The organism is Salininema proteolyticum, from assembly GCF_042685645.1.
Lineage (GTDB): Bacteria > Actinomycetota > Actinomycetes > Mycobacteriales > Micromonosporaceae > Salininema > Salininema proteolyticum.
Genome location: NZ_JBHUNX010000001.1, coordinates 2,138,449 through 2,163,704, shown reverse-complemented (window position 1 = coordinate 2,163,704; position 25,256 = coordinate 2,138,449). Strand labels below are relative to the sequence as shown.

Genomic DNA, 25,256 nt, shown 5'->3' with positions numbered 1-25,256 from the left:
GAACGGTCATTGATCATTCTGAGGGAGTGTCTGACGGAATTCCCTCGGGGAACCATTTCGACACCGCATCTTGGTCTTCTGGAACGTCTCCCACAGGCGGGACGTAGGTCAGTTCATCGCTTTCCGTCACGCATTTCGATTGGAACCGGAACCCGGCAGCTCCACCGACTGCGTACCAGACGTTGAAGTCTCCCTTGTCCGCTTGCAGGTTGTGGAACTTTCCTGACTTGGATGGCTCGTCCCAGGTGATCTGGTATCCGTTCTCATCGAAATAACCGCGCAGAACATCCAGGTACTGCTTCTGTACGAGATCAGACTCCCACGTTCCTTCTGGGAAATCGTAGGCTATTTCCATCTGGACGAGTCCGGCGCCTGGTTCGCATTCACCTGTGTCCGACCAGGACCGAGTCCCAAAACCGGGAAAATCTGGAAGCTCACTGGCGATGTCGGAAGCTATTTTCTCCATCTCGAGGATGGATTCAGCCTGGGTAAACTCACTGTCCGGATCTGCTGTCGAGCTCTGTGTGTTTGAACTGTCGTCATCCATGGGCTCTCCGTTTGTGGTGCAACCGGCAACGGCGAGCACTGAAATCAAGGCCAATCGCGCTGATTTCGTTGCCCACGTTGATGGTTGCATCTGTTGCGTTCTCATAGTTCCCTACCCACTGACCTCGTCGGACTGTCCAGTCATGATCATGGCCATGTTGAACCGAGCCGGATTACCATCGTCCCAATATGTGCTGTGGTTATCCGTTCTGGTCTCGCCGGGAGCAGACGATTCGAATGTCTGCCCGCCGAACCCGTCTGTTGTGGGGTCAGTGCCGTGGATCATCTCGTCGCCCACCAAGCCTTGTAGGATGCTCAGGCGGAAATCATCGGTTGGTATCTCGTTGAGAACTCCGCCTCCGGCCAATCCGATGATGTCCTCGTCATTGCGTGTCGACCACACATTGTCCGGGTCGATTCCGAGTTCCGAAGCATTGTCTACTCCGGTGCCAGGCGAAGCGACCATAATCATATTGTCCACATCCAGGCCCTCTTCTTTGGCCGCCGTACCCACTACGGTCGTACCGTAGGAGTGCCCTGTGGCAGTGACATTCGCTGGGTCCCCTTCGCTCGTCGCCCGCAGGCCGTCAAAGAAGCCGCTAAGGTCGGCAGTCGCGTCTTCTGCGTATGAAGCGGACATCGCATTGGTAACTTCATCGGGCGCATCGTAGTCGAGCCACATAATTGATGCGGTGGATTCGTCCGGCGCATACCGATCCGCGTCTGCTGCCATTTTTTCTGTTCGGTCCATGAGCGTATCGAAGGTATCCGTGCTCACGTCGGAGCTGGTTCCCGGGACGTAGACGTTCACGTTGTCGGCAGTATCCGGGTTGCCGACTGAAACTATCGCCTTTCCGTCGTCTTGGGAGTCGAATCCAAGCAGGAAATATTCTCCCTCAACGCTGTTCTGGGGGCCGCCTTCCAGGCGTCCGGTGAGGGTGTTCAAGTTTTCCTTGCGATTCTCGAGCGCAACGATCTGCTCGTACAAATCCTGAGCTTCAGGATTGGGAATGTCGATGTTCTGGTCGGTCCCATGGTTGTAGATGGACATGTCAGAGTCCTCCATGCTCGCCAGTTCGGCCGAGAGTTGCTCGATCTCCTGATCGATTTGCTCCGTCTCCTTCGCCAGCATGTCCCGATTGGCCTGATCTCGAATTTCAGCTGGTACCCCATCGACTTGGGCAACCAGCTCAGGTTGATTTTCGAGAACATCCTGTCGCTCGTCGTACCCGAGCGAGTCCCACCACTCTTTGGCTTCTGCCGGAGAGGAATTCTCGTCAATCCCGTCAGCCAGTTGCGCGCGTTGGGCGGGTGGAAGCTCACGGACCCAGTAGGACGGAGCTTGCTCGACCGGCAACGTAAGGTAAACGCCTCCAGGTCCTTTTGTTCCCTGAGAGCTGGTTGTGTCGGTCCCACCGGGCGTTCAGATGTCACTCATCGAGGATCCTTTGACGTTGTTCTCAAGGTCTTCGAGAACCGACAGGATCTTCTCTTTGGTGTTGTCCCTCACTTCGGCGATGTCGTTGGGCGTGAACGGGCTCTGGCTTCCCCAGGTATCGCTGTGGGGCTTTGCTTCCTGCTTGAAGTCGTAGAAGGACTGCAAGATTTCAATGGTGGCCTCCTTCGCATTCACGGTGAACGTGGCACAGGCGAGGACACCGACTCCCATGGACTCGAAGTCGTCGGCGATCTGCGACAGTGACTCGTGGGCTGCTGTGGGTTCGGTGTACCGATCCCACCACGTGTCGATCTGGTCGTGTTCCGATTCGTCCCATACGGAGCGGGAATCGCTCTTCAGATCGCCCAGTTTGTCCCGCAGGGACTCAGCCTTCTCCTTCCAGTTCTCTGATAGCTTCTCGAGCTCGTCCTCGTCCAGGTCGATCCAGTCGACGCCCAGGCTTTTGAGCGTCGTTTGCAAATGGTCAGGGCATTCGATCGGCATCGGGGGCTCCTGCTGTCTCGGGAGGGTATTCAGTCCATGATAGGGACGAGCTCGTTGAGGTTCTGAGCCGCATTTTCGTCGGCTTCCACGATGTTCTTCACATGGATGTCTAGGCCGGCGGCGTAGTCTGAGACTGCTTCTGCGTTCAGCATGACGGACACTGAGATCGCGTCGATCGCGTTGTCGCTGATCTCGTTGAAGATCGTGCTGAAAGTACCACCGGTCGATGCTTGCTCGTCGTGATCCTTGTAGTCGGCATCGATGTCGTCGGCGTGGGCACGGATCTTATTCGCCTGTTCTGCTACGAATTCCGGGTCGATCTTCATGATGGGGATCCTTATCGCGCGTTGAGCCGCCTGATGGCATCGGTGACCGACTCGTTCAGTTCACGGGACCGGCGCCGAGCGAGTTCAACGCTCTCGTTCGTTCGTTCGATTGAAGAACGTGCTTTGGCTTCATCTTCTTCTGGAGGCTCGGGGACCGTGGACAGGACACGGTAGGTGTCGTTGACGACAGCGACGAGTTCGGTCGACAAGCCGACTGCGTCGCGTGTGGAGAAGACAGCAGGGTTGACATCGATCGCGGCTATCTCTCCGCGGGAGTGTGCGGTAATCGTGACGTACTGGCCGGGGGAAGTAAAGGTCTTCGGCCATTGTGCCGGTGGGGGCGCCGTCGAGGCGACAGCGAAAGAGACGTCGGCCGGTCCGCCGGTCTCGAACTCGGCCCAGCCGTCGTCCTCGTCGTAATCGTTGCCAGTGTGCATATCAACACGATACCGAATAGCCGCAACAGCTTCGAAGCCTGTGAGCGTTCGACCTGGCGTGTTTACCGTTGACCACCGGTCTCGATTTCAACAACGCTACTCACGAGTCAGCCCGCTCTGCCAAGGGAACGTTTCAATAGCTGAGCTCCCTTGTCCTGGTTCATGCGGGCCGTCACCCCCTGATCCCATCACCAGGCGTATGCCTTCGGCCCGGAGCTGTTCTACGGCTTCCCGGTAAGGCAGGCGAGTTGCCAAGGCTCTATTGACGAAGGGGATGACGGTGGTCGGAACTCCGGCGCCGATGGACTCGGAGACGACATCGAGGGCGTAGTTGTCGGCGATTCCGGTGGCGAGCTTGCAGACGGTGTTCGCTGTCGCCGGAGCGACGACGATGAGGCCGGCCGGTGGTCGCCCGCGGCGTGGTTCTCCTGGGGAGCGATGTTCGGATACGACCGGGTTCCCGGTGAGTTGTTCGAGGTCAGCGGTATCGATGAAGTCTCGGGCAGAGGGTGTGGTGATGATGTGGACGTCGGCGTCATGCTGGTGGGCGAGATGCACGAATGTGGCGGCTTCTGGAGCCGGTCCTGCGGCGCAGATGACGAGGTAAATGACTTTGGCGGTCATGTGTTTCCGTTCTGGGACCTGAGTCGGCCGATGGCCGGTTTCATCGTTTTCGGCGCAGTCTGCTGCAGGTGGGTGATGAGCTGTTCGACATCTTTGCGCACGGAGAATTCTTCTGGTGCGAGCTGTTTGGTGAAGAGCAGGGTGTCGATTGCTTTCTCGGTCTTGCCCCACTGTGCGAATGCCGTCGCCACGTCGATGGAGAGGCCGGCTTTGCGTTCGGTGAGCGGGATCCGATTCAAGTCAATGCTGCGGGCCTGTTCGACGGCTTTGCCCGCATTGCCGGCTCGGAGGTGGAAGTGGACGGCGTGAACGGAGGTGTTCGTCTGATTGAATCCGGTTCCTCGCACGTTATTGTCAGGGGCGACATGTTTCGCAATTGCAGTCGCGTTGTCGAGGAGATGGAATGCTGCGGAGAAGGCGCCTGTCTCGACCTCTGCGACTGCAGCTCGGAGGAGCAGCGCGCCTTGTACGGAGTGGCGATCCGTACTTTCGGGTTCCTGGTCGAGTTCGGCGGCATGCCTCTGAGCGAAGTCGGAGGCGGTCGTGGCGTGCCCTGAACGCATGAGCACATGGGTCATTGATCGGGCGCTCGACCCGATGACGAGGTGGTCTCCGGTCTGATCGGCGTGCTGGAAACTGCGTTCTGCCGCGATCGTCGCAAGTGCGCTCTCGCCGTGCTTGAGGAGGATGCCCGAGAGAATCTGGTAAACGTCGGCCAGGAGGAAGTCGCGAGTCTCGATTCCGTCCTGGCTTCTAAGGCTGGTGAGAACCCTGGCGATCGTTCGTTGGGCGCTGTGAAGGCGACACGATTGATAGTCGGTCTTGGCGCGGGAGACCAGGCTCCTCAATTCGTGAGGGTGGACCGCACGATCCTCTACGTCGCCTCTGAGATCGGCGAACAAGAGCTCTGACAGCGGTATCCCGCCGGGACGGGTCCCGGTAGCGAACAGAGCTCCCCAACCTGTTGCCCCGGTCAGTAGAGTCCGGCGGTTCATTGCGATCCCTGCTTCGTCATCTTCACCAAGGTATTCCGGCTGCGGCACTTCGGACGCGGACTTCGCCTCAGCGCGTCCGGACTCCCCAGAATTGTCCGGATGAGCTCGAACGAGCGGTAGCGCTCGGCTTAGAACACCTCCGGTGTCGAGCGCCTGGTCAAGACTTCTGGCGAGCGCTTCGGTGCAGGAGCGTTCGCCTTTTTCGATCTTGCCGATCAATGACTCGGAGACATAGATCAGGCGGGCGAGCTGGGCTTGGGAGAGGCCTGCAGCTGATCGATGATAGCGCAGCTCAGCGCCGAACCAGGCGCGAGGCCCCTGTTCCGGGTGCAGGTCTTTCGGCGGGTTGGCCATGGCTCCCTCAGTTCGCGTTCAACCGGACAACGGTGGTGTGTACGGTTCTATTCCCTTGAATGCCGGTTGGCCGTATTCGACCCTGGAATCAGGGACACCGGCAGCGCTGGGTTGTTCAGGTCTAACTGTCGGCTACGGCGGTAATACCTGAATATGAGCTCCCAGACGCAGCTTGGTGGGCCAGTGGCGTTCCGTGGAAGTCCAGTCGTCCAGCGCGGGCGACACTTCCCACCTTAGACAGCGCTCATTGGGGCGCGCAAGCACGCCGCACCGGTTCGAGTCCCACCGATGCAGGGCTGTAGCCCGGAATGGAGACGAGGATGATGGCGCGAGCCGAAATGACATCACTTGGCTGGATGTCAACGGTCTTGCGAACTTCCCCACTGGCGGACTCGTAAGGTCCCTGCTGGCGGACATCTAAGTTCCCCAGAACACGACTGAACGTTTCCGTTTAGCTACTGAAAGAAACGACTCCTTTGCCAGTAGTCGCTTCGTTCAACCGGTGGCTCTCGCCTGAGGTGACGGCGATGTGCGCGTGGTGCAGCAGCCGATCGACAGTGGCCGTGGCCAGTGTTTTCGGCATAATCTCATCGAACCCGCTGGGGTGGAGGTTGGACGAGACGGCCAGGGAGCGTTTCTCATAGGCGCTGTCGACCAGGCGGTAGAACCCTTCGGCAGCGTCGTCGGAGACTGGAAGCAGGCCGATGTCGTCGACGATGATCAGGTCAGCCCGGGCGATTCTGTTGAACGCCTTGTTGACCGTGTCGTCAACGCGGTGGCGTCGGACGATCGCTCCGAGGTCTTCGATCGTGAACCAGGAGACGGCCAGGCCGGCGTCAACGGCTGTCTGTCCGATGGCTTCGCTGAAGTGCGACTTGCCTGTTCCTGAAGGACCACAGATGCAGAGGTTCTCCCTGCGACCGATCCATTCGAGCGTGCGCAGCGCCTGCTGAGTCGGGGCGGGGATCGACGAGGCGGTCTCGTCCCAGACATGGAAGGTCTTCCCCGTGGGGAACCCTGCCCGTTTGCGTCTGGTGCGCAGGTTGGAAGACTCCCGGCCGGCGACTTCCTCGGCCAGCAAGACGCGGACGATCTCGGCCGGGTCCCAACGCTGGGCCTTGGCGGTCGGGACGACCTCCTCCAACGCTCGCCGGAAATAGGGCATCTTCAGCCGTTTGGTGAGGGCGATGGCCTCCTCGTAAGCCTGCCCGGTCGCGGCGGCGACGGCAGATGCGGGCGCCGCCATTCGAGGTGGGACCGGGGCGGAGGTGGTGTCGGTCAATGGTTTACCTTTCACTCATCATATTTGTTTGGCCTCGAACCCGGCATAGCCCAGGTTCGGGGCTTTTCTAGTTCGGTCCGAAGGACGCCCAAGCGCCAGTGCCCGGCTGTAGGGAGTGGTCCTCCGAAGCGCGTGTGACCTCGGCGCGGGCGCGGTATTGCTGGTAGGCGAGGATGTCGTCGAACGAAGCGGTGTCGAACCGCTCTGCGGTGCAGGCGGTGGCCAACGCTCGGATGACAGCGGGCCTGCCGTGGTCGCAGACAGCTTCGAGCGCTCGGGTCATGGTCTGGGAGATCCTCGAGGCGCCTGCGGCTGCGGCGGCGATCAGCCATTCCTCCGCCTCGTGCCCGAGGGCGAGGAACTGGGATTCGATCTTGTTGCCGGGTTTCGGGCGCCGGTTCCCGCGGGTCGAAGGCGGGTAGTGGTCGTCGTTGATCGATGGTTGGCCTGGTGTGGAACGCGTGTGGCGGGCGACCTCGCGGGCTCCGGCCTCGCTTGCAGCGACGATGACGACCTCGTCGCCATCATGGCGAACCCAGACAGTCTGATCGGTAAGCTGGTGCGGGACGGAATAGACGACCCGGTTGAGCGTGACCGTCGCGTCCCTCCTGACCCGCCGAGTCTCCCCGAACGCTGCCGAGAACGGTTCCTCTGGGACCAGGTGCAGACGGGTCTGTTCCTCCATCAGGGCCTCTGCCGGGACGCGTTGAGTGGCGGTATGGACGCGGAAGTTCACTTCTTCGGACCAGGCCTCGCAAGCCTCTTCCAGGGCGGAGAACGCCCCGTACTGGGCCCGCAGGTTGACGGCGGTGGGGACGAGGTCGCGCTTGGCGATCTTCACCGTGTTCTCCGACCCGCCCTTGGACTCTGGATCGGCTGGGAGACAGGTGCGGACGGTCGTGCCGTAGAACCGTCCGACCTGCGCCATGGTTGGATGGCGGACTGGGATGCCGGCGACGTGGTCGAGCGTGACGGTCTTTTCGTTGTCGGTCAAGACGTAGGTCGGGACGCCCCCGATGATGCGGAACGTCCGGTCTAGGCAGGCGGCGACGGTCGGCAACGTCTTGTCCCAGATGGGGAACACGACGCGGAAGCGTGACCAGGCCAGCCAAGCACACCACAAGTGCGTGCGCTGCCCGTCGACCTTCGGGCCTTCGCCGTAGTCGTATTGCAGCCACATGCCCGGCTCAGGGATCCAGGGACGGTAAACGCGCCGGTTCCCCGACCGCCAGGCGTGCTTCGCCGCGGCCACGGCCCGCCGTGTCGTCCGGTCAGTGCCCGTGAATCCCAGCGCGGTCAGCTTGCGGTGTACGACATCAGCGCCGATCTTGCCCTTGGAACGCTCGACGAGCTCCTCGATTTTAGGCAGGTAGGTGTCGATCATCTTCGCCCGCGGCTTGCGCGCGGTGGGGTCGACGCCCTGGCCGCGCAGCGCGACGTAGTGGGCGACAGTGTGGTGGTCGCAGCCGGCGAGTTCAGCGGCTTTGCGGTACGAGCCGGTCAGGTCGTAGGCCTCGAGGATTTCCATGATCTCCCTATCCGATTTCACAACCGGTAATCATCCAGAACACGATTCGATAACAGTGGGGAATTTTCGTGTCCGTGAGTGGGGACCCAGTCCTGTCCGCCAGCGGGGACTCTAACTGGCCACCATTGGGGAGTTTGGCACGTCCACTAACAGCTGGATAACGTCCAGCTCCGCAGCCAGGGGGCTCTCGTGAGCTACTCTTGCATGCTTTTTGGCGGAGCGCTCGGTTTTTCCGCCGGTACCGCTATTTGGACGTGGCGGTATCTCGACTTCAAGGCAGCGCTGAGGCGCGGAGCACTGACACTTGCCGTGCTCGCTGTACTGACTATTGGGTTCCAGGCTGCTTCAAGTGGGTGGCAGGCTTGACCCTCGTTGTTGCCGGCGTTATCTCGCTAGTCTGTATTCTCGCGCTCGTTGTGCTTGTCCTGGTGTTCGCGGCCCCTGATCGTCGACGCAGCGGTTCAGGGGCGACCATGGGGCCCAGGGCTCACGTAGTGGCCGGACATCGTGACTCGGTCAATTCCAGTCTTCCCGACCCGAACTGGACGGGCCTTGCTTCGCTGCTGCGCTCCGACTCGGGAGACCGATCCGGTAAAGGCCGGCCGTCAACGCGTGAGAGCGCGCCGCCATTGGACTGTCCGGTAGGCCATCGCTTGGCATTTGTGGACTTCAGCGCCCGATCGTTCGAGGTTCGGACTGTCGAGGCGGACCGTGCTCGTGTCAAGGTGATCGAGCCTGGCGGCGTCGAGGGGTTGATCGGCTTTCTCGCCTGGGACGACTTGGGTGTCGGCGCGATCGATTGGGCGGATTCCACTGTTCGGTGGAGTCTCTTTCCGACAGGGTCGCGACTTGCCGGCGCGTTGGAGTTCAAACTTCGCGCCTATGCGTCAGCGGCTTTGTTCGGGACGAAGCTCCCTGCCGAACACCGCGATGGCTGCTCGTCATTTGAAGCACCAGCTCCGTAGCCTTACCGCCCTGCTTAACGCCCGCGCCTCGTGGCGTAAAGCCCCTGTCTGGCGGGCGGGCTCTTCTCTCGCGCCCTGTCCGCATCTCCGCGCCGATTTGATTCAGCGTCGACAGTGAGGAGACCAGCAACAAGATGCCAATTGACCTTCACCTTATCGGAATTCACCAGGTTCCCGACCGGTCCCATACGGCGGATCAAGCGGAGAGAAACGGCGCCTGCCATGGCGAGTCTTGACTTCGAATTCACCGACCGCGCTGTACGGTTCACAGCAACGGCAGCGGTTCCCGTGATCTGCATCCTTCGACTGTTCCACTCGCAATCAGCGTGGCGAGCAGTCTCCCGAGTCGGCCACGTCGCTCATGCAGACACCGACCATCCAACTCTGTGGGTCTCTCCGAACCACTACGACTGGCTCACCGACGATGCCGATCGCATCGACCTGCGCAATTCGGCGGTCCGATGGTGGCGCGGCTTGAACTCGGAGGACCGATGCTAATGGGCATCGTCGACCCGTATAACGGCGACCGGGTTCTCGCCGCGCTCGATCTCGAGTACGGCGGCAGCTTCCATGTCGTCGTCCCCGACGGAGAATCCCGCGATCGGGCGGTCATAGTACTCGTGGCGCCTCCACCGACCAGCGTCGTCGGCATCGTAGACGGGTTGGATTCGTCGGCGCTGCTGACCTTTCTCGATCCGATGCCGGTCAGTGATGCCGACCGGCGCCGCCTGCTCGCCGATACCCTGCACGCCTGGCGTACACAGAGACCGCAACGATTATGAATAGAGGTGATGAAGTTGGTTGCCGACGTCGGCGACTACGATGAGACGCAGCTGGATGTATTCAACTACGACGGTGTGGCATACGAAGCGAGGCTACATAACCGCATCATGCTGTCGTTGACGCCGATCTCCGCTGGGGAGGAGCAACCAGGTGTGGCGGTGGTGGCGCAGTGCCTGCTCTGGCACTCACCACAGGTGCACCTAAATAACCCAGCACTGCAGGCGAAGGCGAATTCCGAATGGCTGGGCGATTTGAGGGACGCCATCGGGCACTTCGTCCGTCCCTACCGGGACCCCGAATGGACCATCAAGGATTGATCGGTCGGGTTCCAGACGGCGATCCACGTCGAAGACGGGGACGCTACCGGACGACGAAACCTCGTATACCTACGGAATCACTAGGGCACCTCAGTCCGGTCTTCCAACGACGGCAGCGGACGGAGGACGGCGAGCGCGTCGAGGAGGCCGCTCTCGGTTTGGAGCTTGTGTAGATTGGCCAGGCGGCCGGGGCGGGTCAGTGTCAAGAGGAGGACTTGGCGCCCCTGAGGGCCGGGGAACATTTCAGTCGCATAGCGCCTAAATTTGTCGGCGACGATGCCGGCGGCTTCAGTGCCTTGGTCGTGTTCGAGCCAGAATCGCAGGCTTCGCCCATCAAGGGCGAACGTGCCGGAGGCGTCAGGGCGTACCTGATACAGGAAGAAGCCCTGCGGTTCAGCGGCGTCCCATTCGAGAACGGATCCCCCGGACTGTGTCAGGGCGTAGGTCCAGGCCGCCAACGAAGCATTGATCGCTTCGTGGTTGCCGCGTTGGGACGAAGAGCCGATCCGGTAGAGGTTTCAGCGTGCCGCGGACTTGGTGGGCGGCTTCTTGTTGTATTGGATGAGGATAAGACCATAGTCGTTCAGCTGAGGAGTCAGGCAGACAGGTTCCGAATGAACTGACTAATAAGGCACGCCTGAGAAGCGCTTTTCGGACCGGAGCCACACCCTCAGCGCCGATGACGAGCTCCAATCGGTCGGCGACGGCAGCGACTTGTTCGGCCGGGACGTACTCCTGACGGAGGTCGTTCTCGTTCGGAGCGGCGACCATTGTCAGAAGTTCTATCAAGTCCCCGTGGAGCGCTTCGCAGTCCACGAGCTCGTGGAAGACCGGCTGCAGGTTGTCCCAGGTGGCGATCGCGGCCAGGTCGAGAACCCGTCTGCAGCGGCGCAGCACCCGCTCGTCGAGCCGTGCTGAGTTCTTGCCACGCAGTGCCGGCACATCGTTCAAGAGGAGATGTCGAAGTACCTCCGGCGCTCGATCCGGAAACTCCATCCAATCGACTGCCAGAGTGTAATCGACAGGCCATCTCAGTCGAGGAGCTTCGAGGAAACCCCGGAGGCGGTCCCACGCGAATTCGATGGCGTCGCTGTCCTCTGAGCGGAGAACAGCATATCGCAGTACATCTGATGCTCCTTGATACCTGTTCGTGAGTGCCTGCAGGCCAGAGAAACAGCGAGCACGATCAACGAGAGCGGCCCCGCGGTGGTCGAAGCTCTCCGACCACAAGTTGAAGTAGATGTCGTCCACGTCCAGGGGATTCGGATATTCCTCCAAGTCTGCCGGATCGGCCCAGAACCCGCCGTTCATCGGCGTGTATCTCTGATCGGCGAGATACCCCAGGGCGAACTCCACATCCGACTCCGATGACCGCCAGGCCCCGAAATCCCGTTGGGCGACCGGAGTCAGCGCCGCCATCGACTGGTCTTGCAGTTCGGGGGTCCATTGAGAAGAGGGGTCCATGTTGGAGAAGTGTGAAGGGATCTCGTTATCCCAGATCACCCCGAACATGGCACGCACGGAGTCGAATCGCTCACTGATCGCCTTTCTGCCCATCTCGTCCAGGACCGGTTCGAGGCGTGGCAGGACTTCTCTTGACACGAGGATCCCTGCTCCATGACAGGTGAGGCCGAACATGATGCGGACGGCGAGTTCCGATCCGGGGAGGCTGCCGTCGTCCAAAGCTCGGAGGAACACACCGACCATGTCATCGGCTACGTAAGGCTCCGCCGGATCGTTCGGATTGGTCCACATTCCGTCGTTACCAGGTTGTATACCCTGCTTTGCGAGCCAAAGAAGAGTGATGTCGAGATCGGATCCGACTGCGGGGTATGAATCAGGGGAAGGGTTCACGGGCTAAGTCTAGCGTCGGCGGCCGAGGTGGAACCCGGAGGCGGAGCCGCTCGCACTCCAAGGAATCTCGGCAGGCGGTTTTGTAAGCGTTCCGAGCTTTTGGCCCATCGGAGGTTCAAGTCAGTCCGTTATCTCGAACGGATAGCGGATCTTGGCTCCGTCCAGGGCGAACAGCGCCGCTCGGAGGGCTCCGTCGCTGACGCCCCCGAAGGTGTGAGTCCGCTTCTTGGTATGGCTAACACCCAGCGCGTGACCGCCGAAGTTCCAGACCACCAAGGACACATCCTCGCCGAGTACGTGCCTCACCGTTCCAGCGCAGTCGTACCGCTGCTGTTCATCCGTGATGAGGACGACGCCGTCGTGCCCGTCGAAGTTCTCCTGCACCGCCCGGGTCGGGTGCGAGCGCCGGTACCGGGGGAACCGTTTCCAACTCTCCCAGAGCTCTTCCCCGGGCACCTGGTCGATCCGCTCCGACCTCTCGCCGAAGGCGACGACGTCGGCCTGGACGCGCCGTTGGAACAGCAGGCCCGTCAGCGCCGCGACGCTGCCGTCGGGCAAGGTGCCGAATCCTCCGCCCCGGCCGTACATGGAGGCAGACTGGTCGACGAGGACGAGGTACCTGCCCCACGGACGGGGCAGGTTGCCGACCGACAGCTCCAAGGCCTGCTGCAAGGGCCGGGACCAGCGCTCGGCGCCCGAGTGGGTGAGGGCGGACAGGAACCGGTAGGGGAACTGCCGTGAGCCGGCCACCCGGTGCGGGTCGGTGAGGATCCGCACCACGTCCCCCCTCGCGGCAGGGGACAGGTTCGCGCGGTCGAAGTTCCGCAGATTGCGCAGAATCGCCATGTATCCCATGGTGGGGATGAGCTTCTCCCAGAGCTTCGCGCGCCTGATCGAGTCGCCCGCCAGCGAGAGCGCCTGTTCCCACGTGAAGGCGGCCTCTTCCAGGCTCCTTCGGTTGAGCAGCAGCATGGTGTTGGACCTCGCGCGCCGCTGAAGCGCATAGTGCGCCTTCAAGGTCGTCAGTGCGTCGGGAACCGGTACGCCTCGGTTCTTCCGGGCCTTGACCAGATATCGGAACAGCTCGCTCTGGCGCTCGTCCTTCGGCTTGGGGTGCACGTGGGTGATGACGTCGGCGAAACGCCAGTTCCGGTTGCGCTTGTCGTACTTGAGGACCGACCGCTCACCGTAGAGACGGACGACCGCGTCGGCGATGCCTCGTTTGACCGGTTTGGGAAGGGCGCGACCGTAGTTCTTCTGCCAATAGGCGACGGCCTCGCCGGGTTCGTCAGCGCGCTGGAGGACGCCGTCCACGAGCTGCCTTCCGCCGGTCTGGTTGGTCGCCCACAGCCCGAAGGCGGCTTCCAGCCCGCCGATCAGGGACACGGTGCGCATATTGGCGGAGTCACGCAACCAAGGGAGGAAGTGCCTGATCCATTTGGCGTCCTTGACCGTCACTGCGTAGAGGAGGTCCAGAAACCGGGCGAAGCGCTCGTCCGACTTCTCGTATGCGGTGTCCTTGCCCGAAGCGAAGTTGAGGGCGAGGACGAACAGCTCTTCCTTCGCGTCGCGAATGAAACCCATCCCGCCTTCGGGATTGGCCATGGCGGTGGGCTGCCGGGTGCGGACGCGGGTTTCGGCCTCGTTGAGTCGGGTCATGGTCTGCCTGGGATAGGTGCTCGGTCGGGAGGTGGAGATGCCGAGTAGTTGTTCGGTGAGCGCTGTGGACGGGACTTCCCGCCTCCGAGGTAAGCGAAGTAAGCGCGGCCGGCGCACCGGCACCCCCTTCCACCCGAGAATTTCGGCGCCGTGGAGGCCTTCACGGAGGAAGCGCGTCCATTGGCCCTCGCACCGGGCGGACCCGTCCATCATAGTCGGTCGCCGCACGGGCGGACGACCTGTTGCTCTTAGGGTTCCCGATGGTGAAGGGGGCGAGAAGTCTCCGGGCCGCCGGTTCCTCCTTTGAGGAAGGAACCGGCGGCCCGGAGACGACATTATGTGTTGCGTATCGGGGTTAGGCGTTGACCGTCCTCGTCACCGAGCCGGTGGCGCCCTGGTCGTCGGTGACGGTCAGGGTGACCTCGTAGGTGCCGGCCGAGGAGTAGAAGTGGTAGGTCGAGGCGCCGGTACCGGTGTTCCCGTCGCCGAAGTCCCACTCGTAGGAGACGATCGATCCGTCGGCGTCGGAGGAGGCCGAGCCGTCGAACGAGCAGATGCCGAAGAAGCCCCAGCAGTCATCGGTGAAGGAGGCCTCGGGCGGCGTGTTGCCGTCGCCCTCGCCGACCCGCAGGGCGAACGTCGCCGAGCGGTCGATGGAGCCGGAGGCGGTCACGGTGACGGTGTAGTCCCCTTCGGCGGCGTCGGCCGAGGCGCTGAGCGTCAGGGCGGAGGTGCCGCCGGTGGTGACGTTCTCCGGGTCGAAGGTGGCGGTGACGCCCTCCGGAAGTCCGCTGGCCGACAGGGTCACGTCCTGGTCGGCGCCGCGGGTGGTCTCGGTGGCGACGGTCGCGGAGACCGACTCACCGGGAGCGACCTGTCCCTCGGAGGGGTCGACCGAGACGGAGAAGTCGTCCTCGACCGGGGCCCCGTTGAGGTAGTTGGTGTTCACCAGGAGGTTCGGGCTGCCCGAACCGGGGTTGGAGATCGCGCCGGAGACGGCGTTGTCCTTCAGCGCGGACTCGACCTGGGCCGGGCTGTCACCGGGGAACTCTCCCAGGTGCAGCGTGGCCGCTCCCGCGACGTGCGGGGAGGCCATCGAGGTGCCCGAGATGGTGTTGGTGCCGCCGTTGAGCCACGTGGAGGTGATGCTGCTTCCCGGACCGAAGATGTCGGTGCAGGTGCCGTAGTTGGAGAACGACGAGCGGCCGTCGCTGCTGGTCGACGAGTTGGTGGTCAGGGCCTCCGGGGTGGAGGCCGGCGAGTAGTTGCAGGCGTCGGAGTTGTCGTTGCCCGAGGCCACGGCGTAGGTCACGCCGGAGGCGATGGAGGCGCTGACGGCGTCGTTGACCGCCTGGCTGAAGCCGCCGCCGAGGCTCATGTTGGCGGTGGCGGGCTGGACGGCGTTCTGGGTGACCCAGTCGATGCCGGCGATGACGCCCTCGTAGGTGCCCGACCCGCCGCAGTCGAGGACGCGCACGCCCACCAGGTCAGAGGACTTGGCCAGGCCGTAGGAGTCCGAGCCGACGGTGCCGGCGACGTGGGTGCCGTGGCCGTTGCAGTCGGTGGCGTCGCCGTCGTTGTCCACGAAGTCGTAGCCGTGCGAGGCGCGGCCGCCGAAGTCGGAGTGGGCGATGTCGATGCCGGTGTCGATGATGTAGGAGGTCACTCCGGCTCCGCCGGAATCGGGGTAGGTGTAGGAGTCGTCCAGGGGCAGCGAGTCCTGGTCGAGCCGGTCCAGGCCCCACGAGGGCGGGTTGGTCTGGGTGCCGGTGGCCCGCATGGTGCGGTTGGCCTCGACGTAGTCGACGGCGGGGTCGGCGGCGAGGGCCTTGGCGTCCTTCTCGCTCATGGAGACGGAGTAGCCGTTGATGGTGGAGAAGGTGCGGTCGACCGACGCGTCGTAGGTGGAGAAGGCGTTCTCGGCGGACTGCGTGGAGAGGCCGTCCTCCATGACGACGATGTAGCTGTCGGCGATGGCGTCGGAGGCCTCGGCACCGCGGATCTCGCCCTCGGCCGCGGAGGCGGAGGGTGCGAAGGCCGCGGAAGCGGCGGCGGCCGTGGCCGCCGCGGCGAAGACGGAGAGGGTCCGTCTGGCCCTATGGCGTTTCACCATGTGTTGTCGCTCGCTTTCATGACGGGGCGGGCGGTCCGGTGGGCCGTCCTGCCCGATATGTGTCCTGTTGCGACTCCGTAGGCCGTGGGCCTACGGGGTCTGCGAGCGAGTGTATTCACAGGATTTATTCATGTCAATATGTGGGATCTGTTTTACGGGAGTATCGTCGCCGTCCTGTGCGGATGCCGACAAACTCCTTCCCCCGCAAGGGATTTTGCTGGTACGGTGGAAGGTTCAAAGGTGGTCTCGACGATCGCCCTCCACGTCGGCGCGGAGCCGTGAGGCGGCCTCCAGGAGCGCCTCCCGCAGGTCCGGGCGCCCCAGGCCGAAGCCCCCGATCCAGAAGGGGGCGGGGTCGTCGCGCGCGAGGTCCAGGCTCAGCACCGGCCGGTCGTCCAGGACCGCCCGCACACGCGGAGAACCGGTCCGGACGTCCTCTCTTATGTACTGCAGCACGAACTCGACTCCGCCGTGGGCGAAGGTGGTCACTTTGTCCGGGGCCATGGGTCACCGCCGAGGTGGTCGGGCCCGCGCCGGGCGGCGCGGAGCGTGGGAGTGCGTCCTCTCCTCCGACGCTAGAGGATCGGCGCGCTCGGCGAAAGGGCCCCTTCGGGGAGCATTTTTATCCCTTTCGGACGCTCGGGGCCGATCCGCGTGACACGATGAGGCCATGCCGGACCGACCCGTCCTCGAACAGCATTGGCTCGCTCGGACCCCGCCCCTGCGAGCGGGATTCCTCGCCGCGCTCGGCGCGGCGGTCGTCGTGGTGCTCTGGATCGGAGTGGGCGAACTGGCCTCGCTCATCACCGCCCTGATCGTCGCGGGCTTCTTCGCCACGGGACTCGACCAGGCCGTCCAGGTGCTCACCCGCAGGGGACTGAAGCGCGGAGCGGCGGTCGGCATCGTCATCGGGGTGATCCTCCTGGTCGCCTGCGGCGCTCTGGCGGCCATCATCCCCACCGCCGTCACCCAGCTGGCCGGGCTCGTCGAGAAGGCCCCGGACTACTTCAACACCGTCATCCACTCCGACCTCGTCCGGCGCTTCGGCACCCTCTCCGAGATCCTGGACAAGATCCAGGCCGGCCTGAGCCCCGGCGCGATCGCCGGCGCCCTGGGCGGCATCCTCGGAGGGGCGGCCTCCGTGGCGACCGGGCTGGGCTGGTTCCTCACCACGGTCCTGCTCTCCCTGTTCATCCTCGCCGGCTACGACCGCCTCAAGGACGGGGCCATGGCCCTCATCCCCGGCTCGAAGCGGCGGGAGTACGGCGGATACGTCGACCAGATCCTGCAGCAGGTCGGCTACTACCTCATCGGCGCGATCATCATCGCCCTCATCGCGGGGACTTCGGCGTGGATCTTCATGGCCGTCGCGGGGATCCCCTACGCCGCCCTGCTCGCCATGTTCGTGGCCGTCACCGACCTCATCCCGAACATCGGCGCGACCATCGGGGCGATCGGCGTCGTGGGGGTGGCCCTGAGCGTCTCGCTCTGGACGGCCGTCGCGGCCCTCATCTTCGTCGTGCTCTACCAGCAGATCGAGAACTGGTTCATCTACCCCAAGGTCATGGGGCGCGCGGTCCAGATCTCCAACCTCGCCGCCATCGTCTGGGTCCTCATCGGAGGCGCCCTCTTCGGCCTGGTCGGCATCGTCCTGGCCGTGCCCGCCTACGCGGGGATCCGCCTGGTGTTCAAGCAGGCCCTCCAGCCCAAGATCGACGCCGCCTGAGCGGCCGCGGGGTTCCGACCGCCGCCGACGGCTAGCCCTGGTCCTGAGGCCCTTGGAACATGCGCAGGAACTCCATGGGCAGCGGGAAGATCAGCGTGGAGTTCTTCTCCGCGGCGACCTCCGACATGGTCGAGAGGATCCTCAGCTGCATGGCTCCGGAGCGCTGCTCCAGTATCCGCGCCGCCTCCTGGAGGTTCTCGGCCGCCTCCATCTCACCGATCGCGTGGATGACCTTCGCGCGCCGCTCCCTCTCCGACTCCGCCTGGCGGGCCATCGCCCGCCGCATGGTCTCGGGCAGTTCGACGTCCTTGACCTCCACGACCGTCACCTTGACCCCCCAGGGGTCGGTGACGTCGTCGATGATCTGCTGCAGGTGCTGGTTCACCTCGTCGCGCTGCGCCAGCAGCTCGTCGAGGTCGGTGCCTCCCAGCACGCGCCGCAGGGTCGTCTGCGCGATCTGCGAGGTGCCCTTGAGGTGGTCCTCGATCTGGACGATCGACCGCACCGGGTCGACGACGTGGAAGTACGCCACGGCGTTGACCCTGATGGTCACGTTGTCCTTCGTGATCACGTCCTGCGGCTTGATGTCCATGGTGACCGTCCTCAGGCTCACCCGCACCAGCCGGTCGACGATCGGGATGATGAGGACCAGGCCCGGTCCCTTCGCCCCGATGACGCGCCCCAGCCGGAACACCACGCCGCGCTCGTACTCGGGAATGATGCGGATCGCCGCGGCCAGCAGCAGTATCACCGCCACCGCCGCGATGATCCATCCTATGACGCTCTCAACCATGGTCCTCCTCCTCGTCTTCCGGCCGCACCACCAGCGTCAGCCCGTCGACGTCGGAGACCGCGACCCTCTGTCCGTCGGTCAGCGGCCCGGACTCGGACCGCACCGTCCACCACGCTCCTTCGAAGAACACCCTCGGGGGACCGCCCGCGACAGCCTCCACGACGGCCGTCCGGCCGATCATGGACGCGCGGCCCGACGAGGGCGGCAGCTTCTTGGCCTTCCACGCCAGGCGCCCGGCGAGAACGGACCCGCCCCCGACGACGGCCGCCGTCGGCAGCAGCACTCCCAGCGAGACCTGAGCCGGCCCCTCGAACAGGAAGAGCCCGGCGATGACGAGTGATATGGCTCCGCCGGTGGCGAATACGCCCATCTCCGGGGTGGCCGCCTCGGCCGCGAAGAGGGCGGCGGCCAGGATGAGCAGCAGGACTCCGGCGAGCGTCACCGGCAGCACGCTCAGTGCGAAGAACCCCAGGATCAGCAGGATCGCCCCGGCCGTGCCGCCGAGCCCCATGCCGGGGGTGGCCAGTTCGTAGATCACCGCGAGCGTTCCGATGGAGATGAAGAGGAAGGCGAGGTTGGGGTGGGCGATGACCTCCAGCAGGCCCTGCACCCAGCCGGGGTCGTACTCCTCCACCGCCGCTCCGGCAGTGGCGAGCGGGCGCGGTCCCACGGCGGTGTCGACCTCGGTGCCGTCGACGGCCTCGAGCAGGTCGGACCGGTCGCCGGCGACGAGGTCGACCGCTCCTATCTCCACCGCCTGCTCGGCGTCGACGGCCGTGCCCTCGCGGACGGCGTCGCCGGCGAACTCGGCGCTGCGGCCGCGGAGATCGGCTATGGACTCGGCGTAGGCGGCGGCGTCGTTGACCACCTTGTCGCTCGCCGCCTCCCCGGATTCCAGGTCGACGGGGGTGGCCGCTCCGATCGTCGTGCCCGGGGCCATGGCGGCGACGTTGGCGGACATGGTGATCAGCGTTCCCGCGGAGGCGGCGCGCCCGCCCGGGGGAGAGACGTAGACGATGACGGGGACCTCGGAGGACAGGAAGGACTGGACGATGTCGCGCATGGAGGTGTCGAGCCCGCCGGGGGTGTCCATCTCGACCAGCAGGGCCTCGGCGCCGGAGTCGGACGCCTCTTCCAGGGCGCCTTCCAGCAGCCGGACGGTGACGGGGGTGATCGGGCCCTCGACGGTGGCGACGAGGACGGTCTCCTGCGCGGCCTGTCCGGGGGACGCGAGGCACAGCCAGGCCAGCGCGCCCAGGAGAAGGGCGCGGAAAAGGGACGCGGCGCGGCGGACCATGGCCGTCGCCTCCCAACCGGACGAAGTTGCCTCTTCTCTCCATCCTCCGCCCGTCGCGCCCTTTTCGCAGGGGCGCGGAGCTATGGGCCCTTTGTCGGGTTCACCGGCTCATGGCCCGGGACGCCGTGTTCTCCGCAGCCGGGGCGGGAGCCCGGGCCGCCGTTTCGGCAGGAGTCGTTGCTGCGCGCTCATTCCGCCGGGGTGCGGCGGCCTCACAGCGAGCGCGGCGAGAGGCCCAGCAGGTCCGTGGTGCGCCGCGAGTCGAGCCGGACGTCCAGGGGCGAACCGGGGATCGCCTCGGCCTTGAGCCCCGTGGGCAGGGCGTCGGGGTCCTTGCCGAAACGCACGGCGAGCCGCCGTCCGAGCTCGTGGCGCGAGAGCGCGTCCGGGCCGCCGAGGTGCAGCGTTCCCTCGACCTCGCGGTCGACGGCGGACAGGACTCCCTCGGAGAGGTCGTCGACGTGGATGGGGCACCGGAAGTCGTCGGTGAACAGGGCCTTGCGTCCGGCCAGGGCGTCGTCGACCAGGCGGCGGTAGGGGCTCTCGGTGTCGTATCCGACGATCCATGACGTGCGGACCACCGTAGAGCGGGGGACCAGCCGCGCGGCGGTCTCGGCGGCGGCCTTGGCCGCTCCGTACGGGGTGACGGGGTCGGGCTCGGCCTCCTCCGCGTAGGAGGGTTCGCGGCCGGAGAAGACGGCGTCGGAGGAGATCTGGACGAACCGCGTGTCGGTGCCCAGGCACGCCAGTGCGACATGGGCCGCGCCGTCGGCCGTCACCTTCCAGCTGCTCTGGACGTAGGCGGCGTTGACCACGGCGTCGGGTCTGACGCGCGCGACGGTGTCGGCCACGGCCGAGCGGTCGGTGATGTCGACCCGGACCTCGCCGTGGTTGCGGGAGGCGGAGACGGCCTTCCAGCCGAGCGCCGCAGCGCGGCGCGTCAGGGCGGAGCCGAGGTGACCCCCGGCTCCGAACACGAGGATGGTGAAGCCGCTCAAGGGATCAGGACCACTTTGCCGGTGGTCTTGCGGGCCTCGAGGTCGTTGTGGGCGCGGGCGGCGTCCTTGAGCGGGTAGCGGTGGTTGATCCGCACGATGAGGTCGTTGCCCTCGATCATGGAGAACAGGTCGGCCGCCCGGGCGCGGTACTCCTCGGCGGTGGCGGTGAAGTCGGCGAGCTTGGGGCGCCACAGGGAGACCGATCCGGCGGCGTTGAGCCGCTGCGGGTCGAACGGCGGGACCGCGCCGCTGGCCTGGCCGAACAGCGCCATCGTGCCGCGGCGGCGCAGGGACTCCAGGGAGCCGTCGAAGGTGTCGCGGCCGACGCCGTCGAACACGGCGTGGACGCCCTCTCCTCCGGTCAGCTCGCGGGCCTTGTCCTTGAAACCCTCGTAGCCGATGACGTGGTCGCAGCCGTTGGAGCGGGCCAGCTCGGCCTTGGCGTCGGTGGAGACCGTCCCGATGACGGTGGCGCCCTTGAGCTTGGCCATCTGCGTCAGGAGCAGGCCCACTCCGCCGGAGGCGGCGTGGACCAGGACGGTCTGCCCCTCCCGCAGCGGGTGGACGTCGTTGCAGAGGTAGTGGGCGGTCAGGCCCTGGAGCATGGCCGCGGCGGCGGTCTCGGGGGCGACGCGGTCGGGGACCGGCACGAACTTCTCCGCCGGGCCCACCACCACGTCGGCGTAGGAGCCGGGCACGTGGGACCAGGCGACCTGGTCGCCCGGGGTGAAGTCGGTGACGCCCTCCCCGACGGCGGCGACGACGCCGGCGCCCTCCAAGCCGGGGGTGAAGGGCGTGGGGATGGGGTACTGGCCGGAGCGGTGGTAGACGTCGATGAAGTTGACGCCCGCCGCCTGGACGCGCACGCTCACCTGGCCGGGAGGCGGACCGGGGTCCTCGCCCTCGTGCAGCTTCATGGCCTCGGCCGTGCCGGTCTGGTGAACGACGATGGCGCGCATGTCCGTCCTCCTCGTTTCTGTCTGTGCGGATCGATTCCAGTTTGGCACATGGAAAGGGCCCGGCGGTCTCCCGCCGGGCCCCGTTCAAGCGGAGGTCATTCCTCTCCGCCGGGCTTGCGGCCCTTCTTGCCGATTCCCATGCGGATCTTGCCGCGGTTCCACTTGACCGACTCGTGCTCCTCCTGGGCGTGGAGCTGGACCTCTTCGCCGACCATGCGGCGGATGGTCTCTCGGAAGCCCATGGAGCGCAGCTGGCGCCGCAGCGGGTGCGAGGCCGGGTCGGTCCGCAGCTCCTTCATGAGCGCCACGCACAGCAGCAGCATGACGACGACGAAGGGCAGTGCCACGATGATGGTGGCCTGCTTCAGCGCGTCCAGGCCGCCCGAGATGAGCAGCACGGCGGCGACGCCGCCGATGGCCAGGCCCCAGAAGACCACCAGGGGCTTCTTCGGGGTGAGCGAGCCGTTGGAGGACAGCGATCCGAGCACCAGGGAGGCGGAGTCGGCGCCGGTGACGAAGTAGATGCCGATCAGCACCATGCACACGCCCGCGACGAGGCCGTAGGCCGGCAGGTTCTGCAGCATGGCGAACAGCGCGTACTCCTCGCCCTGGCCCATGGCCGCGGTGAAGTCGTCCACGCCGTTCTGCTGCATCCAGATGGCCGTGCCGCCCATGACGGCGAACCAGGTGAGCGAGCCCATCGACGGGATCAGCAGGACGCCGACGACGAACTGGCGGACGGTGCGGCCGCGCGAGATGCGGGCGATGAAGGTGCCGACGAACGGCGCCCACGACAGCCACCAGGCCCAGTAGAAGACCGTCCAGGTGCCCATCCAGTCCTGGTCGGTGAACGCGCCGGTCTTGAAGGAGGTGCCGACGAGGTTCTGCAGGTAGGTGCCGGCCGAGGACGGCAGGGCGTCGAGGATGAACTGGGTGGGGCCCAGGATGAACACGAACAGCATGACGAACAGCGCCAGCAGCACGTTGGTCGTCGACAGCCACTTGACGCCGCGGTGCACGCCGGAGAAGGCGGACGCGACGAACGCGAGGGTCAGGGCCCCGATGACGATCAGCTCGATCCACTCGTTGGTGTCGATGCCGACGACGATGTCGAGGCCGACCGACACCTGCAGGGCCCCCAGGCCCAGCGAGGCGGCGGTGCCGAAGACGGTCGCGAAGATGGCCAGCAGGTCGATCGCGCGCCCGGCGGGCTTCTCGTAGCGCTTGCCCCCGATGAGCGGGTGGAAGGCCTCGGCGAGGTTGTTGCCGCGGCCCTTGCGGAAGGTGGAGTAGGCCAAGGCCAGGCCGGTGATCGCGTAGATGGCCCAGGGGTGGAGGGCCCAGTGGAAGTAGGAGTACATCATCGCGCCGGCCTCGCGCTCTTCGGAGTAGGCCGGGTTCGCGGGGTTCAGCTCGAGGGGCGGGGGCACTTCGAAGTAGTGCGACAGCGGCTCGGCCACGCCGAAGAACATCAGGCCGATGCCCATGCCGGCGGCGAACATCATCGCGATCCAGGGCAGGTTGCCGAACTCGGGCTCCTCGTTGCCCCGTCCCAGGCGGATATTGCCGTAACGGCTGACGGCTATGAAGATCGCCAGCACGAGGAACACGGTCGCCGAGACGATGAAGAACCAGCCGAAGTTGCTCAGGACCCAGCTGAGAGCCTCCCCGGAGAGGCGGTCGAAGTTCTCGGGGGCGAAGAAGCCCCATCCGACCACGGCGAAGATCACGACAGCCGCGATACCGAACACGACCCAGTCGACCGGCAGGGTGGCCGGTCGCGTCGGGCGGTCGGACTCGGTGGCGGGCGGCTTCTCGGGCGGGGCTGCGGGCGGGGAATTATCCGGGTCGCTCATGGTCTCCTCAAGTTGCGGTTTTTCGGACAATCGGACATTACGACTACTTACCCTATATGTGCAAACCTGGCTGTTGTGGGGGGAACGGGAACATCATGATCGTCGTTACCGCCGCGTGACCTGAGCAGGGACCCCGTCTCAGCATGTAACGCTGAGCGAACCCGCCGATGCCGTCCGGCGGCGTCACAGGCACAATGGATCCGTGGAGGAAAGCGAAGAGCAGACCATAGCCGGACTGTCGTTCAACGCCGACGACCTCATCCCGGTCGTCGTCCAGGAGCACCGGACCCGTGCGGTGCTCATGCTCGCCTGGGCCGACGCCGAGGCGCTGCGCCGCACGCTCGACACCGGCCGGGCCACCTACTGGTCCCGCAGCCGGGGGGAGTACTGGGTCAAGGGCGAGACCTCGGGCAACACCCAGAAGGTCGTCTCCGTCAACGCCGACTGCGACGCCGACACCGTCCTGTACGAGGTCGAACAGCACGGCCCGGCCTGCCACACCGGCACCGAGACCTGCTTCACCGGCCGCTCGCTGACGGCGGGGTCGGACCGGTGAGCCCCGGGCGCGCCAAGGGCATATCGGTCCTCGCCGGCCTCGCCTTCAACGGCGCCGCCGCGCTCATCGCCGGACAGGACTGGACCAGCGAGATGGTCACCGACGACTTCGGCCTGGCCGAGAAGACGGCCTCCACCGGCACCGACTACGCCCCCTGGATCATGCCCGCCGCGCTCGTCGCCGGAGCGGCGTTCCTCGTCCTCCTGACGCTCAAGGGCACCGCGAGCCGCCGGGCCGCGGCCCTCCTCGCCGCCGCCATGTCCGCCGCCGCGGGAGCCGGGGCCGCCCTGCACCTCGACGCCGGACTGTGGTCCGCCCTGACCCTGGCCTGCGCCGTGATCGCGGTCGCCGCCGCGGTGCTGGCCTGGACCAGCGCCCCCTCCTGGCCCGCCGGGGGGTCGCGCTACGACCGCTCCGAGGCGGCCGGGGCCGGGGAACCCTCGGCCCTCTGGGACGCCCTCGATTCAGGGCAGGACCCCACATCCCCTAATATCGCAGCTAAAGCCGATCCCACCGACTCGGATGAGAAGGGGACCACACCGTGAACGTGCTTCATGAAATCGTCGAGAGTGTCCAGGCCCGACTGGAGAAGCGGCGCGAGTCCCTTCCCCTGGAACAGGTCCAGGAGGCCGTCTCCCACGTGCCCGCCGCGCTGGACGGCTACGGGGCGCTCAACGCCCCCGGAGTCTCCGTGATCGCCGAGATCAAGCGCCAGTCCCCCTCCAAAGGGGCGCTCGCCGACGTCCCCGAACCCGCCGACCTCGCCGCGGACTACGCCCGGGGCGGGGCGGCCGCCATCAGCGTGCTGACCGAGCCCGACTACTTCAAGGGCAGCCTGGCCGACCTCGACACGGTCCGCTCCTCGGTCTCCGTCCCCCTCCTGCGCAAGGACTTCATCGTCGACCCCTACCAGGTCTGGGAGGCCCGCGCCCACGGCGCCGACCTCTGCCTGCTCATCGTCGCCGCCCTCAAGCAGGAGCGCCTGGTCCAACTCCACGACCTCGTCGAGGAGCTGGGCATGACCGCCCTGGTGGAGGTGCACGACGAGATCGAGGCCGACCGCGCCATGCAGGCCGGGGCCAAGGTCATCGGCGTCAACGCCCGGGACCTGACCACCCTCGAGGTGGACCGCTCCACCTTCGAGCGCATCGCGCCGGGGCTGCCCGCCTCGGTCGTCAAGGTCGCCGAGTCCGGAGTCCGCTCCACCCGCGACCTCATCCGCTACGCCTCCTCCGGGGCCGACGCCGTCCTCGTCGGCGAGGGCGTAGTCAAGCACGGCGCCCCGAGCGACGCCGTCGCCGCACTGGTAACGGCCGGGAAGCACCCGGCCACACCTAGGAGCTGAA

The 25,256-nt window shown here is 65.4% G+C and carries 26 protein-coding genes; 7 read left to right on the top strand and 19 right to left on the bottom strand.

Features of this window, described 5'->3' with window-relative positions:
• Positions 1 to 13: 13 nt before the first annotated feature.
• The 9 genes from ACFTE1_RS10075 to istA form a co-directional block, all read right to left on the bottom strand.
• Entirely contained in the window at positions 14 to 547 is a 534-nt protein-coding gene (locus tag ACFTE1_RS10075) for a hypothetical protein (protein ID WP_380624459.1), read from the bottom strand.
• Between the two features lie 111 nt (positions 548 to 658).
• Complete coding sequence (locus ACFTE1_RS10070) at positions 659 to 1,903, bottom strand: alpha/beta hydrolase (RefSeq protein ID WP_380624461.1); 1,245 nt, start codon at positions 1,901 to 1,903, stop codon at positions 659 to 661.
• Between the two features lie 66 nt (positions 1,904 to 1,969).
• Positions 1,970 to 2,488 carry a hypothetical protein gene (locus ACFTE1_RS10065; protein WP_380624463.1) on the bottom strand — a complete coding sequence of 173 codons (519 nt, stop codon included), beginning with the start codon at positions 2,486 to 2,488 and terminating at the stop codon, positions 1,970 to 1,972.
• A gap of 29 nt (positions 2,489 to 2,517) precedes the next feature.
• Complete coding sequence (locus ACFTE1_RS10060; protein WP_380624465.1) at positions 2,518 to 2,814, bottom strand: hypothetical protein; 297 nt, start codon at positions 2,812 to 2,814, stop codon at positions 2,518 to 2,520.
• Between the two features lie 11 nt (positions 2,815 to 2,825).
• Positions 2,826 to 3,251, bottom strand: a complete 426-nt coding sequence (locus ACFTE1_RS10055) for a YbaB/EbfC family nucleoid-associated protein (protein ID WP_380624467.1) — start codon at positions 3,249 to 3,251, stop codon at positions 2,826 to 2,828.
• A 96-nt stretch (positions 3,252 to 3,347) separates the two neighbouring features.
• Positions 3,348 to 3,875: a flavoprotein gene (locus tag ACFTE1_RS10050; protein ID WP_380624469.1), complete on the bottom strand. Its 528-nt coding sequence runs from the start codon at positions 3,873 to 3,875 to the stop codon at positions 3,348 to 3,350.
• The gene (locus ACFTE1_RS10045) at positions 3,872 to 5,224 is read right to left on the bottom strand and encodes a helix-turn-helix domain-containing protein (RefSeq protein WP_380624471.1); all 1,353 of its coding nucleotides are present in this window, start codon (positions 5,222 to 5,224) and stop codon (positions 3,872 to 3,874) included. Before ACFTE1_RS10045 ends, ACFTE1_RS10050 begins: the two co-directional genes overlap by 4 nt.
• Positions 5,225 to 5,675: 451 nt before the next feature.
• The gene (istB, locus tag ACFTE1_RS10040) at positions 5,676 to 6,470 is read right to left on the bottom strand and encodes an IS21-like element helper ATPase IstB (protein WP_380624786.1); all 795 of its coding nucleotides are present in this window, start codon (positions 6,468 to 6,470) and stop codon (positions 5,676 to 5,678) included.
• 103 nt (positions 6,471 to 6,573) lie between these two features.
• Positions 6,574 to 8,055: an IS21 family transposase gene (istA, locus tag ACFTE1_RS10035; RefSeq protein WP_380624784.1), complete on the bottom strand. Its 1,482-nt coding sequence runs from the start codon at positions 8,053 to 8,055 to the stop codon at positions 6,574 to 6,576.
• Between the two features lie 632 nt (positions 8,056 to 8,687).
• Here istA and ACFTE1_RS10030 point away from each other — a divergent pair.
• The 3 genes from ACFTE1_RS10030 to ACFTE1_RS10020 all read left to right on the top strand — a co-directional run bounded on the left by ACFTE1_RS10030 (position 8,688) and on the right by ACFTE1_RS10020 (position 10,099).
• On the top strand, positions 8,688 to 8,999 hold the full coding sequence (locus ACFTE1_RS10030) for a hypothetical protein (RefSeq protein WP_380620524.1): 312 nt from the start codon (positions 8,688 to 8,690) through the stop codon (positions 8,997 to 8,999).
• Positions 9,000 to 9,496: 497 nt separating this feature from the next.
• Positions 9,497 to 9,781, top strand: a complete 285-nt coding sequence (locus ACFTE1_RS10025) for a hypothetical protein (RefSeq protein WP_380620526.1) — start codon at positions 9,497 to 9,499, stop codon at positions 9,779 to 9,781.
• 9 nt (positions 9,782 to 9,790) lie between these two features.
• The gene (locus tag ACFTE1_RS10020; protein WP_380620528.1) at positions 9,791 to 10,099 is read left to right on the top strand and encodes a hypothetical protein; all 309 of its coding nucleotides are present in this window, start codon (positions 9,791 to 9,793) and stop codon (positions 10,097 to 10,099) included.
• 80 nt (positions 10,100 to 10,179) lie between these two features.
• On the opposite strand, the gene ACFTE1_RS10015 is transcribed toward ACFTE1_RS10020, so the two are convergent.
• The 5 genes from ACFTE1_RS10015 to ACFTE1_RS09995 all read right to left on the bottom strand — a co-directional run bounded on the left by ACFTE1_RS10015 (position 10,180) and on the right by ACFTE1_RS09995 (position 16,229).
• Positions 10,180 to 10,557: a replication-relaxation family protein gene (locus ACFTE1_RS10015; RefSeq protein ID WP_380620530.1), complete on the bottom strand. Its 378-nt coding sequence runs from the start codon at positions 10,555 to 10,557 to the stop codon at positions 10,180 to 10,182.
• A complete protein-coding gene (locus ACFTE1_RS10010) occupies positions 10,493 to 11,953 on the bottom strand; it encodes a hypothetical protein (RefSeq protein WP_380620532.1) in 1,461 nt (486 codons plus the stop codon). The genes ACFTE1_RS10015 and ACFTE1_RS10010 overlap by 65 nt, the downstream gene beginning before the upstream one ends.
• A gap of 120 nt (positions 11,954 to 12,073) precedes the next feature.
• A complete protein-coding gene (locus tag ACFTE1_RS10005) occupies positions 12,074 to 13,612 on the bottom strand; it encodes a TROVE domain-containing protein (protein WP_380620534.1) in 1,539 nt (512 codons plus the stop codon).
• Positions 13,613 to 13,967: 355 nt separating this feature from the next.
• A complete protein-coding gene (locus tag ACFTE1_RS10000; protein ID WP_380620536.1) occupies positions 13,968 to 15,725 on the bottom strand; it encodes a S8 family serine peptidase in 1,758 nt (585 codons plus the stop codon).
• A 234-nt stretch (positions 15,726 to 15,959) separates the two neighbouring features.
• Positions 15,960 to 16,229, bottom strand: coding sequence for a hypothetical protein (locus ACFTE1_RS09995; RefSeq protein ID WP_380620538.1), 270 nt, complete (start codon positions 16,227 to 16,229; stop codon positions 15,960 to 15,962).
• A 166-nt stretch (positions 16,230 to 16,395) separates the two neighbouring features.
• On the opposite strand from ACFTE1_RS09995, the gene ACFTE1_RS09990 reads away from it, so the two are divergent.
• Positions 16,396 to 17,451 carry an AI-2E family transporter gene (locus tag ACFTE1_RS09990; protein ID WP_380620540.1) on the top strand — a complete coding sequence of 352 codons (1,056 nt, stop codon included), beginning with the start codon at positions 16,396 to 16,398 and terminating at the stop codon, positions 17,449 to 17,451.
• A gap of 31 nt (positions 17,452 to 17,482) precedes the next feature.
• On the opposite strand, the gene ACFTE1_RS09985 is transcribed toward ACFTE1_RS09990, so the two are convergent.
• The 5 genes from ACFTE1_RS09985 to ACFTE1_RS09965 form a co-directional block, all read right to left on the bottom strand.
• Positions 17,483 to 18,244 (bottom strand): slipin family protein, encoded by a 762-nt coding sequence (locus ACFTE1_RS09985; protein WP_380620542.1) that lies wholly within the window; start codon positions 18,242 to 18,244, stop codon positions 17,483 to 17,485.
• On the bottom strand, positions 18,237 to 19,541 hold the full coding sequence (locus ACFTE1_RS09980) for an NfeD family protein (protein WP_380620544.1): 1,305 nt from the start codon (positions 19,539 to 19,541) through the stop codon (positions 18,237 to 18,239). Before ACFTE1_RS09980 ends, ACFTE1_RS09985 begins: the two co-directional genes overlap by 8 nt.
• A 212-nt stretch (positions 19,542 to 19,753) precedes the next feature.
• Positions 19,754 to 20,539, bottom strand: coding sequence for an SDR family oxidoreductase (locus ACFTE1_RS09975; RefSeq protein ID WP_380620546.1), 786 nt, complete (start codon positions 20,537 to 20,539; stop codon positions 19,754 to 19,756).
• Positions 20,536 to 21,498: a quinone oxidoreductase family protein gene (locus ACFTE1_RS09970; protein ID WP_380620548.1), complete on the bottom strand. Its 963-nt coding sequence runs from the start codon at positions 21,496 to 21,498 to the stop codon at positions 20,536 to 20,538. Before ACFTE1_RS09970 ends, ACFTE1_RS09975 begins: the two co-directional genes overlap by 4 nt.
• Before the next feature lie 95 nt (positions 21,499 to 21,593).
• Complete coding sequence (locus ACFTE1_RS09965; protein WP_380620550.1) at positions 21,594 to 23,354, bottom strand: BCCT family transporter; 1,761 nt, start codon at positions 23,352 to 23,354, stop codon at positions 21,594 to 21,596.
• Between the two features lie 202 nt (positions 23,355 to 23,556).
• Here ACFTE1_RS09965 and hisI point away from each other — a divergent pair, with 202 nt between their 5' ends.
• From hisI to trpC, 3 genes are read left to right on the top strand one after another with little or no spacing between them, the layout of a single operon-like run.
• Positions 23,557 to 23,910 (top strand): phosphoribosyl-AMP cyclohydrolase, encoded by a 354-nt coding sequence (gene hisI, locus ACFTE1_RS09960; protein ID WP_380620552.1) that lies wholly within the window; start codon positions 23,557 to 23,559, stop codon positions 23,908 to 23,910.
• Positions 23,907 to 24,455 (top strand): Trp biosynthesis-associated membrane protein, encoded by a 549-nt coding sequence (locus tag ACFTE1_RS09955; RefSeq protein WP_380620554.1) that lies wholly within the window; start codon positions 23,907 to 23,909, stop codon positions 24,453 to 24,455. Before hisI ends, ACFTE1_RS09955 begins: the two co-directional genes overlap by 4 nt.
• 2 nt (positions 24,456 to 24,457) lie before the next feature.
• Positions 24,458 to 25,255, top strand: coding sequence for an indole-3-glycerol phosphate synthase TrpC (gene trpC, locus ACFTE1_RS09950; RefSeq protein WP_380620638.1), 798 nt, complete (start codon positions 24,458 to 24,460; stop codon positions 25,253 to 25,255).
• The last annotated feature ends 1 nt before the right edge of the window (position 25,256 follow it).

What these genes read in the sequence shown, in the direction of transcription:
- ACFTE1_RS10075 (WP_380624459.1), bottom strand. Translation starts at nt 547, where the DNA reads ATGGATGACGACAGTTCAAACACACAGAGCTCGACAGCAGATCCGGAC.
- ACFTE1_RS10065 (WP_380624463.1), bottom strand. Translation starts at nt 2,488, where the DNA reads ATGCCGATCGAATGCCCTGACCATTTGCAAACGACGCTCAAAAGCCTG.
- ACFTE1_RS10060 (WP_380624465.1), bottom strand. Translation starts at nt 2,814, where the DNA reads ATGAAGATCGACCCGGAATTCGTAGCAGAACAGGCGAATAAGATCCGT.
- ACFTE1_RS10055 (WP_380624467.1), bottom strand. Translation starts at nt 3,251, where the DNA reads ATGCACACTGGCAACGATTACGACGAGGACGACGGCTGGGCCGAGTTC.
- ACFTE1_RS10050 (WP_380624469.1), bottom strand. Translation starts at nt 3,875, where the DNA reads ATGACCGCCAAAGTCATTTACCTCGTCATCTGCGCCGCAGGACCGGCT.
- ACFTE1_RS10045 (WP_380624471.1), bottom strand. Translation starts at nt 5,224, where the DNA reads ATGGCCAACCCGCCGAAAGACCTGCACCCGGAACAGGGGCCTCGCGCC.
- istB (WP_380624786.1), bottom strand. Translation starts at nt 6,470, where the DNA reads ATGGCGGCGCCCGCATCTGCCGTCGCCGCCGCGACCGGGCAGGCTTAC.
- ACFTE1_RS10025 (WP_380620526.1), top strand. Translation starts at nt 9,497, where the DNA reads ATGGGCATCGTCGACCCGTATAACGGCGACCGGGTTCTCGCCGCGCTC.
- ACFTE1_RS10020 (WP_380620528.1), top strand. Translation starts at nt 9,791, where the DNA reads ATGAAGTTGGTTGCCGACGTCGGCGACTACGATGAGACGCAGCTGGAT.
- ACFTE1_RS10005 (WP_380620534.1), bottom strand. Translation starts at nt 13,612, where the DNA reads ATGACCCGACTCAACGAGGCCGAAACCCGCGTCCGCACCCGGCAGCCC.
- ACFTE1_RS10000 (WP_380620536.1), bottom strand. Translation starts at nt 15,725, where the DNA reads ATGGTGAAACGCCATAGGGCCAGACGGACCCTCTCCGTCTTCGCCGCG.
- ACFTE1_RS09995 (WP_380620538.1), bottom strand. Translation starts at nt 16,229, where the DNA reads ATGGCCCCGGACAAAGTGACCACCTTCGCCCACGGCGGAGTCGAGTTC.
- ACFTE1_RS09990 (WP_380620540.1), top strand. Translation starts at nt 16,396, where the DNA reads ATGCCGGACCGACCCGTCCTCGAACAGCATTGGCTCGCTCGGACCCCG.
- ACFTE1_RS09985 (WP_380620542.1), bottom strand. Translation starts at nt 18,244, where the DNA reads ATGGTTGAGAGCGTCATAGGATGGATCATCGCGGCGGTGGCGGTGATA.
- ACFTE1_RS09980 (WP_380620544.1), bottom strand. Translation starts at nt 19,541, where the DNA reads ATGGTCCGCCGCGCCGCGTCCCTTTTCCGCGCCCTTCTCCTGGGCGCG.
- ACFTE1_RS09970 (WP_380620548.1), bottom strand. Translation starts at nt 21,498, where the DNA reads ATGCGCGCCATCGTCGTTCACCAGACCGGCACGGCCGAGGCCATGAAG.
- ACFTE1_RS09965 (WP_380620550.1), bottom strand. Translation starts at nt 23,354, where the DNA reads ATGAGCGACCCGGATAATTCCCCGCCCGCAGCCCCGCCCGAGAAGCCG.